The following is a 17,159-nucleotide window of genomic DNA, read 5'->3' as shown; positions in this document are numbered from 1 at the left end:
CTAAACAAACATAACCAAGGATAATAAAAATGAAACTTGAATTGAAAGGATTTACGCTTGTTGAACTAATGGTTACTGTTGCCGTTGCAGCTATATTGTTGACTGTGGGCGTTCCTTCACTAACCTCTCTTTACGAAGGCCATCGAGCAAACAGTAATATTAGTAAAATTCATTCAAGTATTCAGTTTGCCAGAAGCCAAGCAGTTAGTTACGGTAGCAGAGTATCTGTATGCCCTTTTAATGGGACTAGCTGTGACACTAACTGGACAAAGGGATTCAGTGTGTTTATCGATAACGGAACATTAGGGACTTTAGATACCACTAACGGGATCCAAGATACAATATTAAGAACAGTAGATAGCTTTGATAGTGAGGACTTTATTACTTCATCTCTAAGCCGTTATACTTTTAACGCTGACGGTTTGATGAACCTTAGTCAAACAGGAAACATCATTTATTGCCCTGGCGAAAAAACCAACCCCGACTCAAAAGGTTTTACTATCGGAGTCTCTGGGCGTATCTCGACGATAGAAACTTCTGTCACATGCCAGTAAAAACTTATATATCATTAATAAAAACGCCTTTCCTATGAAAATATCGGAAAGGCGTTTCCATTCTATATATTGCTAACTAAAAAATTAAATCCAAAAAATTCAAAATCAAATACATGAATTTAATATGTGCTAATTTCTTCATCTAATTTTTGAGCACTTTTCGACTTAAAATCTACGCTGGTTAGAACACATTGTTCAACTCCCCTCACCACAGCGCGTTTACCAGAGGCTGTACTAACTTTTTGGGTTAAAATAGATGCTTGTGATTCTACCTGTTTACTTGGGAGCCAAGTAAACATTGCGATATCATTTCCATAATTAGTTTCTATATAGCACTTGTAAGTACTTGTTAACTCTTCCTCTTCAGCAGCAAAAAGTGAAAGACTAAATAATAAACACAAAACGCAGATCATTAATCGAATCATTCCCAACACTCCTTTGGCAATTTAGCACCAGTCGCATTCAAAGTTATAGCAGTACAATTAGGGTCTCGGGTTATTTGAGTCCCTTTAGCCGATGCAGTAATGGTAAAATCAGCGTTGTTTGTCACTACAGCATCAATTGAATAGTAGCCATTATCAACAACCCAAGGGTCAGCAGCTAACCCTAATTTAGTCATATCTGCTGTATATTTACGATTATCTAAATAAAATTGTTCTTGTCTGTTTGCAATATCCATTAAACCAGCTAAACCATCAGCTCTTGCACCTTTTGCGACGAACTGAGTATAACTTGGGTATGCAATAGCTGATAAAATACCAACAATAACTACTGCTATCATGACCTCAATTAACGTAAAACCATTTTTATTTTTCATTTAATTACTCGTCTATATGGTAATAAATTTTATTTACGCCTAAACCACCGCCAATACACTTATCGTCACCAGGTGGACAACCATCATCACTAGGATCATCGGCTTTTTTCATATCATCCCCTGCAGCCCCAATACCAATAAGGTACATATAGCTTTCGTCATCTCCATTGGGAGGAACGACTAGCTGCGGGGTATCCGGAACACGATCACCCATTTCTAAATACTCTTCTGTATAAGAACGAGTACCTTTATGCAAATCAAACCCGTATAAACGCCCTGCTCCAGAAACTAAGCACTGATTAGCAGACGACGCTACTCCGGGCACATAAGATGTGAAGAATACTCGTCCTTGCACTATGGTCGAAGCTGATAGGCTTTTTTCACCTGTTCCACCAAAACTAAAATACCAACCTCGTTTTTTTCCGAATGCGATATTTTCATCTTCAGTTTCTGGTGCTGCACTCGAAACATCATATAAATTTGATAAATCTAAAGCTTCTGGTATCTCGCTACCTGTAACGCCAGTAAAAGATTTTGTTACTACATTACGATCTTGTAAAACAAAAAATTTATCAGCACGACTTGTATCTAGAGGATGAGGTCTATGACCTGTACCAACTGTAACTGCATCGTAGGGAACATTTTGATAAGAACGAATAACCGTTGAGTTTCCACCTGAATCAGTCACTGTAACATCTGAAATATTAGTAAAAACAGTTTGGGCAACGGCAGGTTCAGCAAAAAAGCGTCTGTCATTACTTTGCGATGAACCTCCTAAACTGGCAAATTTATGTGCAGTCCAAGGAGAAGTAGAATCATCAGGTGAAGCGCTAGGTAAATCCATTCGCCAAATATTAGCACCTGTATCTGTTGCATATAATCTATCTGTTAATCTGTCGTTATTACTATCTAGCAATGCAATACTATTTGGGATGCTATCAACAATCCCATCCAGCTTTGTTTTGTTTGTTCCTGCACTTACACCAAACTCATGTACTAAGGCTCCTGTAGCAGCATTTAATACATAGACACTTCGACCACTAGTATCATCACTTCCCACACCTTCTCCATCCTTTGATGAAGGGTTATAACCTCCACCAATGATAACTACAGGCAAAGCGGTATCGGCGGAAGTGTTACCTGATGGGAAACCTGGAATATAAGTTATCACTGGTTCTGACCATGACTGCCCCATTTGAGACATACCTTGCGAATCAGGATCTACTTTCCATAAAAATACTGGTGAATCAGGGTTAGTAATATCAAGTGCATAATAAGACTTACCACCACGTCGCATTCCTACATATAACCACGCTTTCTCAACAGCGCCGCTTGCTGTTCGCTCAACGTGAGCGACAGGGGAACTATCCATTCCGTAGACTGAGTGGACTCCTGTTGGCACGTTAGCCCTAAGTTCTCTCAAATTTGGCAATAATTCTTGCGGCATAAAGGCCCAGGTTTCTTCAACTGTATCGCCTTTATCTTTGAACATGTGTAAAAAACCTTGATTGGTTCCCATTATAACTCTAACATCCGGTGAGCCGTCAGTTCCGTAGTTAATTGCTAATGGCTTGGAGTGCAGAGGATCTCCCATGATGTCTGGACGTTTATCAGAAGTTGAATTATCAGTATTCTCATCATCGACATCTATGCCTTTTGCCCAGTCGAACAATTTAGTCAATTCAGATTCATCAACACCCATAAATAGTGCAAGTTCATCATCCCCAGAAATCCCCGGGCTATTACTCGCATTAGCCTTTGTAAATGCTTGGATCTCGCCATTTGAACCAAAATTACCATATAAGGTTCTACTTGAAGTGTTTTGAAGCATTAATGCTGCACCACCAATAGCAACATCATTACCATCACCACCACCACTAGTAGCTTCACAAACGGATTTCGCCGTCCAATATGAACAGGCTGAAGTTTTTAAATTTCCATCATCTCCAATAGCGTTATTGCCATCTTGGTCAACTACGTCACCAGAACCAGTTACTTTGAATTTTTTAAGATTACCAAACCAACGCGGTCCTTTATTAGGCAAGAACATTGCGTAGTAAACAGAATCCAGAGTTTGAGTCCTATCAAAGTTGTTACTCGAAATTGAAGGGGAAGTGAAACTAGAATTGGTTTCTAGAATATTAGAAAAAATAGTCTGTAATGCTTCTTGAAGCTTTTGCGCATCATCTGCTGAGTAATAAGCACCATTACCACGCAAAGCTGTTTCTTTGAGTATCGGCGCTGCACTTGCAGCCCCAGAACTAAATCCAATAGTGTATGTATTAACAGTTTGGGTACCGTCTAAACTGGTATTGACATCATTGTCACTAATCCAACCTGCTAATGCTGGGAGATAATTACCATCATATATATCACCTGTCGTCACTCCAGATAAAGCGAGTACTTGAGAGTCGGCATTGTTATCACGAGTAGGCTCCCCATCTGTCACATAGATGACATAAGCTTTATCTTGACATTGCTTACCGACAAAAGGAGAGTCGTAACTTCCATTAGTTTCTATAGTCGTATCTCGAAGTGGTATTCTATTTGGGTCATCATCACCAAACAAAACACTTTGGCCACTAAAATAACGATAAGCTTCATATAAATTTTCACAAAGTGGTGTGTAACCATCTGCATTCAAATCACCAATGGTTGAAAGTAAAGTTCCTTTTGTGGCTTCTGTTGTCGGAGAAATACCATAGACAATTCGGCCCCCACTTTTTGAACCATCTCTATTGTTTTTGTTAAAGACAGATAAACCAAAATCAACTCCAGGTGTAGTAACAATGGTGTCCTCAATGACTCGTTGGGCAATATCCATTCTGGAATAGCTTTGTTGTGATTTTGTGCTGTGATACCAATTGATATATTTCTCTGTATATAAGGTTATCGGTTGTCCAATACCAAAGTTGGTTAATTTAGCTATTTCAATTGCAGATTCAATTTCTGCATCTGAAGAGCTATTGTCAGCAGCGGTGTAACGTATTGGTTCAGCACTAGTACCTAACCCATCAACCGGAAACCCCCAAAAATTTGTATTATTGTTGTAGTATACGCCTTCAGCAATATCTTCATAACAATCTATTTGCTTAATACCGGAACCATCTGTTAAAGGTAATTCAGACCAGGTACCATTTTCACCAATATATTTATGCTCGCGAATATAACCAGTAAACATGCCATAATCTTCTAAATACTGCTCACCAACATCACAGCCATTTACACCGTGTAAGAAGTATTGATTACTCGAGGCTGTTGGTATGTCAGTACTGCTTCGACTAAAGAAGAGTTTTGTATCCTGTGACAAAGACCCACCACTGTCTAAGTTTTCATCACCACGTTCATAGGGTACATCTGTCGTAAAGTTAGTCCCCATGCTTCCTGATGTATCAAATATAATTAATACCTGAGGTCTTGAACCTGAACGAGCAGTAGACTCAAAAACATATAATTCAGTGTCATCTGCTATGCTATCAGCACTAAAGCCTATAGCAGTGAAGAGTAATGTACTTAATATAAATCTATTCATTGTTAACTCCCAGACAACACTTCTTGCTCAAAACCTAGAACGATAGTGACTTGACCTAAATTACTTCGACCAAAACTCGCTGAACTCGATACTTCGAGCCGTTTACACTTAATGATATTGCCAGAATTCGCTTTTGTTGTTCTTTGGCAGTCGTCATCACCAACTCCATTAGTCATCGGTGTCACTGTATTGACAACGCCCAAATCGCCATCATTCATCACAGTTTCTGCGACCATATTCGCCATCGTCGCACCACTATTATCTGCAATCATTTTTTCTTGCGCACCTTGAGCTGAAACCATAGCTTCAATTCTTTCAGTACCAGCACCGGACATCCGTAATGATTGAGTCGAGTTAACAGCTAGAGCAACACCGATTACAGTCATTATAACTAGCACTATTAATGAGAAAAATAGTACTACTCCTTGTTGTTTTTTTATTGAGTATTGCATTTGCTCACCTAAATAAATTCCCTTGCTTAAATCCTAATTTCTTATTAATACCGGGTTTTCTAAAACAATGGTTGTAGAAACAACCTTCCGACGGAAATTATCATTTAATGGTCCAATTGTTTTATCGCCTAATTGATACGTCACATCATTAGTATAGCTATTGTCTACATTAGCCGTTCGTACAAGTAAAAACACTCTTAATGAGACTAACCTTTGAAAGAAAGCGTTATCCCACATAAGCGTAGTCACATTTTGCACAGGCATATAGCTATCCGCTGTATCATCGCCATTGCTGTCGAATCCGTACAGGATTCTCATATTATCAATACCTTCAACTAACTGTTCATCATTATTCATTCCGTTACCAATAGATAAAGTACGGCGTTTTAATATAGGAATAGATCCATCATCTTCTATGTAATAAACATGATGCTGATACTCCCATATGCGACTATTTAATAATGAAGGCGGTGCAACGTTACCATTGAAAAACTCTATTTCATTAGACGTCGACGCTGCGTAATAGCGAGTTGAATTCATATTAGCGGCTAAAACTGAAGGGCCCAGTAAGCGCTTCATTTGGACAACATCAGTGTTAGATTTAGGCGTTATACAAGCTAAACTTTCTGCACTAACTCCTGCTTCATAACCCCATAAACGTCTAAAGTGAGCAGGTTGATTATTCGGAAAAGTTGCATTATTAGCTCCAGCTCCTATGCAATCATTTGCAACAGCAGTGGCCGAGACCCGAGTATTAACGCCAAAATTTAGATCAGTTCCTGTAATATCTGCTGTAAAACCAAGTTGGCTAAGATCTCTCTCAATGATTGCAAGCGCAATCCGTCCATTTTCTTGTAATTGATTAAATTGACTTGTCGTAGAAACATTACTTGATGACATGCTAAACATTGTAAAAATACCCAATGTTAGAAATAAGCTAATCACCATCGTAACCATTAATTCAACGAGTGATAAACCTGCCTGTAATTTTGTTTTTATCGGCATTATTTTCCCTTATATAATGGCTGTTTCGATCACTAAAGCTCGACGTCTATCATTTGAAGTGCCGCAGCTTTTTGCGAATGAACTAGCTTCAGATAATCCATCTGAAGATGCTCTGACACCACGCCAAGTCATAACAACAGTGACATCACGGCCATTTATATCAATACAAGCAACTGAAGAATCTAATCCACCTACGTTTGTACCTGAAGACTGCTCACTATCTCCTTGGAACATCCTTTCCCATTGATATAAGTCCCAAACTCTTGTTTCTACACTTGTACATATACTATTACCACCGACATTAACATCACATGCTTTAGCAGGAGCTGAAGTAGTGCCAGAGTATGACCCTTGATAGTTAATCAGTTCAGAACGGTTCATTCGCATTCGGTTAATAATATCATTAGCATAGTAAGAAGCTTGAGTTTGCTGAAAAGACTCAAAACTGCCTCGTTTAGCAACGATATGTAGATTAAAAATTCCTACTAAACCAATAGTTAAGATGACTAAAGAAACCATCACTTCAATTAAGGAAAATCCATTCCTTTTTGCTGACATGAGTGTCAAACCTCCATTAACTGTCACTTTTATGACACGAAATTTAAAAATATTTGTTTTAAATCCTAAACTTAGATACAAAATACTATAATCATTAGTATTAGTCGAGCAAGATGTAACCAAATGGTTAACCATTGTATACTAAATATTAGCTGAACATTAAATTTGGCAATCTCTAAAGTATAGTCTAATAAATAGTCCATTAGTTGCAGACATAAAAAAACCGCAAACCTAGAGGTTTACGGTTTAGATTTAAGCTTTAGTTTAAGCTTTAGTTTTAAGCTATCAAATATTGCTACCTTAACTCAGCAGGTACTGCAAATACTGTATCTTCTTTTCGCCCTTCTACTTCAGTTATTACTGAAGGCTCAAATTTAGCGATAGCATCGACAACTTGTTGCACCAAAACTTCAGGTGCTGAAGCTCCTGCAGTCACAGCAACTTTTGCGACCCCGTCAAACCATGTATCTTCGACATCTGCAGCAGTATCAACAAGGTAAGCTTTAGTATCTGTTTTTTCTGCTAACTCTCGTAATCGGTTTGAGTTAGAGCTGTTTTTAGACCCAACAACAATAAACAAGTCTGCGTCAGAAGACATAGTTCTTACAGCATCTTGACGGTTTTGTGTTGCGTAACAAATATCATCTTTACGTGGCCCCTCAATAGACGGGAACTTAGCCTTTAATGCTTCAATAATATCTAACGTGTCATCAACAGATAATGTCGTCTGAGTAACAAAGCATAAGTTTTCAGGGTTGTTAACTTCTAGTTTAGCGACACTTTCTGGCGACTCCACTAAATAAACCCCACCTTCCGCATTGTCATATTGGCCCATCGTCCCTTCAACTTCCGGATGCCCTTCATGACCAATCAGAATACATTCGATTCCCTTTCTGCTTGCTCGAGTGACTTGTAAGTGCACTTTTGTCACTAAAGGACAAGTTGCATCAAAAACCTTTAAACCACGGGCTTTCGCTTCTTTACGCACAGCCTGAGACACACCATGAGCGCTAAATATTACAATACTATCGTCAGGGACTTGCTCAAGCTCATCGACAAAAATAGCGCCGCGATCTTTTAAGTTTTCAACTACATATCGGTTATGTACAACCTCATGACGCACATATATTGGCGGTTCAAATAACTCTAAAGCCCGCTCAACAATGCTAATTGCACGGTCCACACCCGCACAAAAACCTCTTGGGTTAGCAAGTAAAATATTAAGTTCAGGAGACGTCGGATCAACTTTAAGCATCTTAAAGTACCTCTACCACATCGAGTTCGAAAGTGACTTTCTGGCCTGCTAATGGATGATTTAAATCAACAGTAATTGAATCACCAGCTATTTCTCGCACCATACCAGGTATTTCGCTACCGCCAGGGCCGCCAAAACTAACAATTACTCCCGGCTCAAGTTCCATATCTGCAGGAAAACGACTTCTATCCATGTGATGAATCGCATCTGGATTTGATTCACCGAACGCATCTGCAGGTTCCAAAGTAAAATTGTGTTTATCACCAAGTTGTAATGCAATAATCTCGGCTTCAAATGCAGGGCTTAAGCTACCATCACCGACGTTAAACCTTGCTGGTTTGCCAGATGACTTAGTGCTATCAGCAGTAGAACCATCTTCAAGAATAATATTCATATGACATAGAATTGAACGAGATGAAGCTTGTTGTTCTGACAAAGTAATTCTCCCTAACTTTCTTTCGCTGGCTGTTCTGGCTTAAATGAATCCCAAATAATCAACACCGCACCAATAAAAATACCTGCGTCCGCAATATTAAACGCTGGGTAATGGCTAGTATTCCAATAGAAATCAATAAAATCGACAACATAGCCATGCATTAAGCGATCAACTAAGTTACCAATAGCGCCACCAATGATCAGGGTATAGGCTAAATTGGTTCGCCAAAGCGAAGATGATTGCTTACGTAACCAAACGGTCAGAAGTGTACTAAAGCCAATAGCAATAATAGTAAATAACCATCGTTGCCAGCCACCCGCTTCACTTAAAAAGCTAAAAGCAGCGCCGTAATTACGGACATAGGTAAAGTTGAAAAAAGGTAAAAGCTGTATGGATTCATACAGCTCGAAATTTAATAACACCCATTGCTTAGATAGCTGATCAGCAAAAAATACTAATACAGCTACCCAATACCAACGAATGCCACTTTCTTTCCAAGTAAGAGGCATTATTAGTCCTTAAGCAAAGTCACGATGTTCGCCATCGCCTTCAATGTTTGTTACGCAGCGTCCACATAATGTGGAATGTGACTCGATAGTGCCGACATCTTCACTGTAGTGCCAACAGCGGTCACACTTCTGTGCACTGCTTTTCGCAACCATTAACTTAAGTGAAGCAAGCTCTGTTTCAATCGCATCAGTCGGTGCACTTTCTAGTGTTTCAACATCTGTTTTTGAAGTCAGTAATACAAAGCGTAATTCATTATCAACTTTTGCTAACTGAGCAGCTAATTCGCTATCAGCATATAAGGTCACTTCAGCTTCTAAAGAGCCACCAATACGTTTGTCACGACGGGCTTGCTCAAGCACTTTGTTCACTTCATTACGAACAGTCAGTAACTGCTGCCAGTAATCATCACTTAAATCGCCATCTAATGTGACTGATTCAAGCCCTTGATACCATTCTTCAGTGAATACAAACTCAGTTCGTTCGCCTGGTAATAATTTCCAGATTTCATCAGCAGTAAAGCTTAGTACTGGCGCAATCCAACGAACCATCGCTTCAGCAATATGGTAAAGCGCTGATTGACAGCTACGACGAGCGTGACCATCTTGCTTCGCTGTGTACTGGCGATCTTTAATAATATCTAAGTAAAAGCTACCTAACTCAACTGAACAGAATTGCATTAACTTCTGAGTCACTGAGTGGAAGTTATATTGCTCGTAAGCTTCAATGATTTCACTTTGAAGCGCGGCTGCACGACGTACAACCCAGCGATCAAGTGATACCATATCTTCAGTCGCAATCATGTCAGTTTCTGGATTAAAGCCATTCAAGTTAGCTAATAAGAAACGCGCGGTGTTACGAATACGACGATATGAATCAGCACTACGATTTAGGATTTCATCCGAAACCGTCATTTCACCACTGTAATCAGTCGCGGCGACCCATAAACGTAGAATGTCTGCACCAAGTTTATTGATCACTTGAAGTGGCGCGATGACGTTACCAACAGATTTCGACATCTTGCGGCCTTTACCATCAACGGTAAAACCATGGGTTAATACTTGCTTGTATGGTGCTTTACCATTCATAGCAGTAGAAATCATGAGTGAAGACATAAACCAACCACGATGTTGATCGCTACCTTCAAGGTATAAATCAATGTCATGGCCTTGGAATTCAGGTCGTGATGCAACAACTGATGAGAAAGTTGAACCAGAGTCATACCAAACGTCTAAAGTATCAGTTACTTTACGGTATTGCTCAGCTTCATCGCCAATCAGCTCACTGATTTCAAGATCCCACCACGCTTGGATGCCTTCTTGCTCAATGCGATGGGCAACACGTTCCATAATAGCAACGCTATCAGGGTGTAACTCATCGGTTTCACGGTTAACCAATAATGTGATTGGTACGCCCCAAGTACGTTGGCGTGAAATACACCAGTCAGGACGGTTCTCAACCATTTTTTCAATACGGCTTTGACCCCAATCAGGGATCCATTGAGTTTGCTCAATTTCACCCAATGCTTGCTTACGTAAACCATGGTTATCCATCGAGATAAACCATTGCGGTGTAGCGCGGAAAATAATGGGGGTTTTGTGGCGCCAACAGTGCGGGTAACTATGGCGATAAGCCACATGATGTAATAGTTGACCTTTTTCTTCTAACAGCTCAACAACACTCTTGTTCGCTTTAAATACGTGTTGACCAGCAAAGAATTCAGTATCAGCTTTGTATACACCGTTATCACCAACTGGATTGGCAACTTCTAATCCATACTTTTGACCAACAACGTAATCGTCTTGACCGTGGCCAGGAGCGGTATGAACAACACCAGTACCTGCTTCAGTTGTTACGTGGTCACCTAAAATTGCCGGCACATCAAATGCTGACAAAGGATGGTTAAAGCGGAGCAGCTCAAGTTCAGCGCCTTTGGCTGTACCAATAACGGTATGGCTTTCAGCTTCAAATCGAGCCAAACACGACTCAACTAACACTTCAGCTAAAATGAGAGTTTTAGTCACGCCATCTTTAACAAATTCAACCAAACTATAATCAAGCTCAGGGCTTAGGCATAACGCGCGGTTAGCTGGAATAGTCCAAGGCGTCGTTGTCCAAATTACAGCTGAAATAGTTGATGTATAACCTTCAACACCAAACTTGGCAGCAACTGCAGTAGGCTCTACCGCATCAAAAGCAACATCGATTGCTGGTGATGTTTTGTCTTCGTATTCAACTTCTGCTTCAGCAAGAGCTGAACCACAGTCAGTACACCAATGAACAGGCTTTACACCTTTGTGTAAATGGCCACTATCGATAACTTTTGAAAGTGAACGAACAATGTTCGCTTCAGTGCTGTAATCCATCGTTAAATATGGGTTATGCCAGTCACCTAATACGCCTAAACGAATAAAGTCATCACGCTGACCGTCAACTTGTTTAGCGGCATACTTACGGCATTCAGCGCGGAACTCAGCAGCTGAAATCTTCTGGCCTGGCTTACCTACTTTTTTCTCTACCATCAATTCGATCGGTAAACCGTGACAATCCCAACCTGGAACGTATGGCGCGTCAAAGCCTGCCATCGTTTTAGATTTGATGATGATGTCTTTTAAAATTTTGTTTACTGAGTGACCGATATGGATATTGCCATTCGCGTACGGAGGGCCATCATGTAAAATGAATGGTTTTCGTCCAATACGACTATCACGAATCTTTTGGTAAAGTTCGTTTTGAGTCCAACGGTTTAACATTTCTGGCTCACGATTAGCCAGATTACCGCGCATCGGAAAATCTGTTTCCGGCAAATTCAACGTAGATTTATAGTCGGTCATTGATCCTATACCATTAATTGGGCTGATTTATTTCAACCTGCATCATTGCCAAATAAAGCTTTTGCTTCATTTGCATCATTCAAAATTTGTTTTTTCAGTGCTTCCAATGATTCGAACGGATGTTCATCACGGATTTTTGCCACCAATTCTACTTCAACACGTTTACTGTATAAGTCACCGTCGAAATCAAATAAGTGCACTTCTAGCTGGCAGACTTGCCCATCAACTGTTGGTCTAAACCCAACATTGGCAACGCCCTCATAAATATCACTGTCATCCCAATACATTTTAACTGCAAACACACCGCGAACAGGTGAGACCTTACGTTTCAAGGCAATATTTGCTGTTGGAAAACCTATGGTTCTTCCTAACTTTTGACCGTGAGCAACACGGCCTGTTAACACAAAGGGGTGGCCTAATAATCTTCTTGCATGCTCTAAATTACCTAAAGCAAGTTGTTCTCTTACCGCTGTTGAGCTCACTCTTATAGAGCCTAAAATAAAGCTCTGTGTGCTAACAACCGTAAATCCAAACTTTTTACCTGCGGCTACCAGCATTTCAAAAGTGCCAGTTCTGTTTTTGCCAAAGCAAAAATCATCCCCAACAACTAAATACTTAACGCCGAGTTTTTTAACGAGTAAATCTTCAATAAACTGCTCAGCAGGTTGATTGGCAAAATGACTATTAAAATTAACACAAAGCAGGCGATCAATATTGAGCTCATCAAGTAAAGTAATTTTATCCCGTAGCAAACTAATTCTTGCTGGGGCATCTTGCTGACGGAAAAGCTCTTGTGGTTGAGGTTCAAACGTCATCACTACAGCAGGTAGCTGAAAATGCTTTGCCTTATTAACTAAGTTATTAAGCACTTGCGCATGACCACGATGCACACCATCAAAGTTACCAATAGTGAGCACGCACCCATGATGCGAAGGTAAAATATTGTGTATACCGCGGATTAGTTCCATTACGCCAATTAACTGCTACTGTAAATCGGCTGATTATATACTAGATAGATTCGATAATCAGCATTCATGATTGACGTTTCATCTTCCAAGGTCTCAGCCCCATTAATACCAAGCTCAATAAATAAACACCAGCCCCTGAACCGATGAGTTTAAGCAGGGTTACCACTTTGACCATCATCGACATTTCTAGCCACAATAATTGCGCGGGTAAAGTATAAATAAGCATTACAGCCATTATCGCGGTAGCAAGCACTATCTTTAAGAAAAATACTAATGTGGCACGACTAAATCGGTACACTCCTGCAATATGAAGTCCTCGATATAATAAAACCGCATTGAGTAAAGCAGACATAGAAGTCGCAATAGCAAGACCAACATAACCAAAAGGGATGGCGAAAATAATGTTAAACACCATATTGCTAATCATGGCGATAATGCCGTATTTAACTGGAGTTTTAGTATCCTGACGTGAAAAATATCCCGGAGCTAAAACTTTGATCATCATAAAGCTAAGTAAGCCACAACCATATGCAACTAAACTGAATGAGGCCATTTCAACATCTGTCACTGAAAAGGCACCGCGCATAAATAACACCATAAGCATCGGCTGAGCTAAAATAATTAACCCTAACATAGCTGGCGCGCCAAGTAGTAAAATCGCTCTAACGCCCCAGTCCATGGTATCGCTAAAATCTGTTCCCTTTGCATCAACATGCTTTTTAGATAATGCCGGTAATATAACCGTTGCAATAGCAATACCAAACAACCCTAATGGGAACTCGAGCAACCTGTCTGAGTAATAAAGCCAACTTATTGAGCCTGTCATCAAGAATGAGGCAATAAAGGTATCGAACAGTAAGTTAATTTGAGAAACCGACACCCCGAATAATGCAGGTATCATTAGCGTTCTAATTTTTACAACGCCAGGGTGATTCCATCCCCAAGAAGGTTTAACTAACGCATTTTCGCGTAATAAAAATGGCAGCTGAAATAAAAACTGCACTAAACCACCTGTAAATACGCCCCACGCTAATGCCAGCTCAGGTTGTTGCATTGCTGGCGCAAAAAAAAGTGCTGCAACAATAATCGTAATGTTTAAAAAAACAGGTGTAAAAGCAGATACTGCAAATTTGCCACGGGTATTCAGAATTGAACCTGCTAAAGCGGTCAATGTAATAAACCATAAATACGGAAAAGTAATTTTAAGCATTAATGATGCAAGCTCAAACTTGTCAGCATCAGGGCCATCATTTAGCCAGTCATAAAACCAACCACCTGCAAATAGCGCTGCAAGAATGGGCGAGGCAATTACACCTAATAAAGTAACCACGCTGACAATGCCCCCAAGCGTACCTGCAACTTTAGCGAGTAACTCTCTGGTTTCTTCAGGGGTGTTTTTTTGTTGATATTCAGTGAGCACAGGCACAAACGCCTGTGCAAATGCACCTTCAGCAAACAGTCGACGTAAAAAATTGGGGATTTTATTGGCAAAAATAAACACATCAGCGCTACTACCTGCGCCCATCAAGTTTGCTATTACCACATCTCTTATCAGGCCTAATACTCTTGATACCAATGTCATCACACTGACAATTGCACCTGATTTTAATAGCTTTTTACTCAAGCACCCCTCCAAAGCAGTTTGCTAATGAATTATTAAACGCGGATATATCTCAATTTTTCAATTCTAATGCTGTTTATGCAATACAAGAACTGGTAGAATGCGCCACATCTTACACGAGTTGGGTTGAAGATAACCGAGCAAGGTAGTTTTATTTGTCTTTTTGAGGATATTTCTGCCATATTCATTGACAAAATGAATAAAAGCAGGCATATTCCTCGCCCTCAAAGTATTAATCCCAGTTTTAGGAGTTGCACCTTGGCTAATAGCAAGTCTGCAAAGAAGCGCGCGCTTCAATCTGAAAAACGTCGTCAGCATAATGCTAGTCGTCGTTCAATGTTACGTACATACGTTAAACGTGTTATCGCTGCTATCCAGAGCGGTGACCACAAAGCGGCTACAGAAGCATTCGCAGAAGCACAACCAATTGTTGACCGTATGGCGACTAAAGGCCTTATTCACAAGAATAAAGCTGCTCGTCAAAAGGCACGTCTAAACACAAGAATCAAAGCAATCGCTGCTTAATTTTGTGATTTAGTCTTTAAAAAACCGGCTTAGGCCGGTTTTTTTATGTCTGAAATTTGTCTCAGTCTAGCAATCCCTGCCTATCTTCAAACTCTCACCTAAGTTCAGATTCAACCCCAAGCGATTCATTAAAGATTTAACAAAAAAAACGCCTTAATCATTACTTACATAGTGTAAGCATAATTAAGACGCTTTTAGCATGCCCAACTTTGCCATTAGTGGCAGTATAAGTTGTCCAATACTTTGATTAACTCACGTACTTCTTCACTTTTCAGCGAATAGAAAACAGTTTGGGCTTCTTTACGTGTACAAACGAGATTGTCTTTTCTTAGCCAAGCTAAATGCTGCGATAATGCAGATTGGCTTAGACCTAGTTTTTTGTTCATCTCACCAACGCACATTTCACCTTCATTAAGCAAATGACACAAAATAAACAGACGACGTTCATTTGCTAGTGCTTTCAGCATTACTACAGCATGATCTGCACGCTGTTGCATTAATTCAATATTCATCACGCGCTTGGTTCTCCTCAATCATCTCCTTGGCTAATATAGCCTTCCCTAACAAATAGGGCAGCGACATGAAGCACACTTTTTGGTAGATTGTTTTTAAAAGTGAGACTTAGCTAATAAAAATGAAGGAAACTCATGAAAAACTACAATAAGACTCTCTGCGCTGCGACGATTTTTACAGCAATATCAGGTTGTCAGAACTATACAAATGATACACAAGTAACAAATGCAACTAATGTAGAAAACACTAACAACAATCAAATTAGTCAAACGTTAGCTCAAAAAGCTTTAGCTTCTTCATTGGGTTATGACATTGTTGAGTCATTAACTGTAGAAGTCGGTCCTAGATTGGCGGGTTCAGAGAAAGATATCATTGCGGTTAACTGGGCAATGAATAAACTAGAATCTTTAGGGTTTGATAAAGTTTACAAAGAATCTGTTCAAGTACCAGCTTGGTCTCGTGGCAGCGCCAAAGCATCAATTATAGCCCCTTTTGAGCAACCTCTTGTTATCAGTGCCTTGGGTGGTAGTGTCGCGACACCAACAGATGGCTTAGAAGCCCAAATTATTAGGTTTGATACCCTCGCTGATTTACAAGCTGCAGATCCTGAAGCTGTAAAAGGCAAAATTGCTTTTATTGACCATAAAACAGAAAGGCATATCAGCGGTAAGGGTTATGGTCAATCCGTAGGCGGACGTTCAAGAGGCGCTGTAGCCGCTGCTGAAAAAGGGGCTGTGGCCGTAGTCATTCGCTCAATTGGAACAGATCATGACCGTATGGCCCATACTGGCATGATGCGTTACAAAGAAGGTGTTGCTAAAATTCCCGCTGCAGCGCTTTCAGCACCCGATGCTGACATGATCAATTCAATGCTAAAGCGTGATAGCAACATCACGTTATCTTTAAACTTAAGCTCTAAAAATTTAGGCGTTGCCACTTCATATAATGTGATAGCTGAAGTCACCGGAAGCAATAAGCCAGATGAAGTAGTGTTAATTGGTGCTCATCTTGATTCTTGGGATGAAGGGACTGGCGCAATTGATGATGGTGCAGGCATCGCAATCGTCACCGCTGCAGCTAAACTAATTCAAGATCTGCCACTAAAGCCGGCTAGAACAATCAGAGTGGTGTTATATGCAGCTGAAGAGGTCGGACTCGTGGGCGGTAAAGCTTACGCAAAGCAGCACGCGAATGAATTAACTAAGCACTATATCGCTGCAGAGTCAGATTTTGGCGCTGGAGAAATTTATCAAATAGACTTTAATGTCAATCCTGCAGTGTTCGAGCAAGTAAAGGCCGAACACAGTGCGATGACAATCAATGGCGTTAAGCTTGGTAATAATAAAGCAACTGGCGGCCCTGACGTATCAATGATGCCTTCATTAGGTGTCCCTGTTGCATCACTAAGACAAGACGGTACGGATTACTTCGACTATCATCACACGCCGAATGACACGCTAGATAAAATTGATCCTAAAGCGTTAGCGCAAAATGTCGCAGCCTATGCGCAATTCGCTTATATCATGGCGCAGTCAGAATTAGATTTGCGTCCGCTAGCTAAAAAAGAAGATAAAAAGTAGCA

At 40.2% G+C, this 17,159-nt stretch carries 16 protein-coding genes; 3 read left to right on the top strand and 13 right to left on the bottom strand.

Annotated elements, in window-relative coordinates; genetic code table 11:
- Positions 1-29 precede the first annotated feature (29 nt).
- On the top strand, positions 30-554 hold the full coding sequence (locus QPX86_RS06695; RefSeq protein ID WP_285164690.1) for a GspH/FimT family pseudopilin: 525 nt from the start codon (positions 30-32) through the stop codon (positions 552-554).
- 119 nt (positions 555-673) lie between these two features.
- Here QPX86_RS06695 and QPX86_RS06690 read toward each other — a convergent pair whose 3' ends face one another.
- From QPX86_RS06690 to murJ, 12 genes are all read right to left on the bottom strand, one after another.
- A complete protein-coding gene (locus tag QPX86_RS06690) occupies positions 674-979 on the bottom strand; it encodes a TapY2 family type IVa secretion system protein (RefSeq protein ID WP_285164689.1) in 306 nt (101 codons plus the stop codon).
- Entirely contained in the window at positions 976-1,371 is a 396-nt protein-coding gene (locus tag QPX86_RS06685) for a type IV pilin protein (RefSeq protein WP_285164688.1), read from the bottom strand. Before QPX86_RS06685 ends, QPX86_RS06690 begins: the two co-directional genes overlap by 4 nt.
- A 4-nt stretch (positions 1,372-1,375) precedes the next feature.
- Positions 1,376-4,903 (bottom strand): pilus assembly protein, encoded by a 3,528-nt coding sequence (locus QPX86_RS06680; protein ID WP_285164687.1) that lies wholly within the window; start codon positions 4,901-4,903, stop codon positions 1,376-1,378.
- Positions 4,904-4,905: 2 nt separating this feature from the next.
- Positions 4,906-5,343: a pilus assembly PilX family protein gene (locus QPX86_RS06675; RefSeq protein WP_285165144.1), complete on the bottom strand. Its 438-nt coding sequence runs from the start codon at positions 5,341-5,343 to the stop codon at positions 4,906-4,908.
- 45 nt (positions 5,344-5,388) lie between these two features.
- Complete coding sequence (locus tag QPX86_RS06670) at positions 5,389-6,360, bottom strand: PilW family protein (RefSeq protein WP_285164686.1); 972 nt, start codon at positions 6,358-6,360, stop codon at positions 5,389-5,391.
- Positions 6,361-6,369: 9 nt separating this feature from the next.
- Entirely contained in the window at positions 6,370-6,918 is a 549-nt protein-coding gene (gene pilV / locus QPX86_RS06665) for a type IV pilus modification protein PilV (protein WP_285164685.1), read from the bottom strand.
- A gap of 295 nt (positions 6,919-7,213) precedes the next feature.
- Complete coding sequence (gene ispH, locus QPX86_RS06660; protein WP_285164684.1) at positions 7,214-8,173, bottom strand: 4-hydroxy-3-methylbut-2-enyl diphosphate reductase; 960 nt, start codon at positions 8,171-8,173, stop codon at positions 7,214-7,216.
- Position 8,174: 1 nt separating this feature from the next.
- Positions 8,175-8,609: an FKBP-type peptidyl-prolyl cis-trans isomerase gene (fkpB, locus tag QPX86_RS06655; protein ID WP_259651297.1), complete on the bottom strand. Its 435-nt coding sequence runs from the start codon at positions 8,607-8,609 to the stop codon at positions 8,175-8,177.
- Positions 8,610-8,620: 11 nt separating this feature from the next.
- Entirely contained in the window at positions 8,621-9,118 is a 498-nt protein-coding gene (gene lspA, locus QPX86_RS06650; protein ID WP_220753568.1) for a signal peptidase II, read from the bottom strand.
- Positions 9,119-9,127: 9 nt separating this feature from the next.
- Positions 9,128-11,950 (bottom strand): isoleucine--tRNA ligase, encoded by a 2,823-nt coding sequence (ileS, locus tag QPX86_RS06645; protein ID WP_285164683.1) that lies wholly within the window; start codon positions 11,948-11,950, stop codon positions 9,128-9,130.
- A 32-nt stretch (positions 11,951-11,982) separates the two neighbouring features.
- Positions 11,983-12,918: a bifunctional riboflavin kinase/FAD synthetase gene (ribF, locus tag QPX86_RS06640; RefSeq protein ID WP_285164682.1), complete on the bottom strand. Its 936-nt coding sequence runs from the start codon at positions 12,916-12,918 to the stop codon at positions 11,983-11,985.
- A 64-nt stretch (positions 12,919-12,982) separates the two neighbouring features.
- A complete protein-coding gene (murJ, locus tag QPX86_RS06635; protein WP_285164681.1) occupies positions 12,983-14,542 on the bottom strand; it encodes a murein biosynthesis integral membrane protein MurJ in 1,560 nt (519 codons plus the stop codon).
- Positions 14,543-14,797: 255 nt separating this feature from the next.
- Between murJ and rpsT the strand changes: the two genes are divergently transcribed.
- Positions 14,798-15,064 (top strand): 30S ribosomal protein S20, encoded by a 267-nt coding sequence (rpsT, locus tag QPX86_RS06630; RefSeq protein ID WP_102529664.1) that lies wholly within the window; start codon positions 14,798-14,800, stop codon positions 15,062-15,064.
- A 215-nt stretch (positions 15,065-15,279) separates the two neighbouring features.
- Here rpsT and QPX86_RS06625 read toward each other — a convergent pair whose 3' ends face one another.
- Complete coding sequence (locus tag QPX86_RS06625; protein WP_102529665.1) at positions 15,280-15,576, bottom strand: ArsR/SmtB family transcription factor; 297 nt, start codon at positions 15,574-15,576, stop codon at positions 15,280-15,282.
- Positions 15,577-15,711: 135 nt separating this feature from the next.
- On the opposite strand from QPX86_RS06625, the gene QPX86_RS06620 reads away from it, so the two are divergent.
- The gene (locus QPX86_RS06620) at positions 15,712-17,157 is read left to right on the top strand and encodes a M28 family metallopeptidase (RefSeq protein ID WP_285164680.1); all 1,446 of its coding nucleotides are present in this window, start codon (positions 15,712-15,714) and stop codon (positions 17,155-17,157) included.
- Positions 17,158-17,159 lie beyond the last annotated feature (2 nt).

The organism is Shewanella goraebulensis, from assembly GCF_030252245.1.
In the GTDB taxonomy this organism is placed as follows: domain Bacteria; phylum Pseudomonadota; class Gammaproteobacteria; order Enterobacterales; family Shewanellaceae; genus Shewanella; species Shewanella goraebulensis.
Note: the sequence above shows the minus strand (reverse complement) of the source record. Positions and strands in the feature narration are given on the sequence as shown.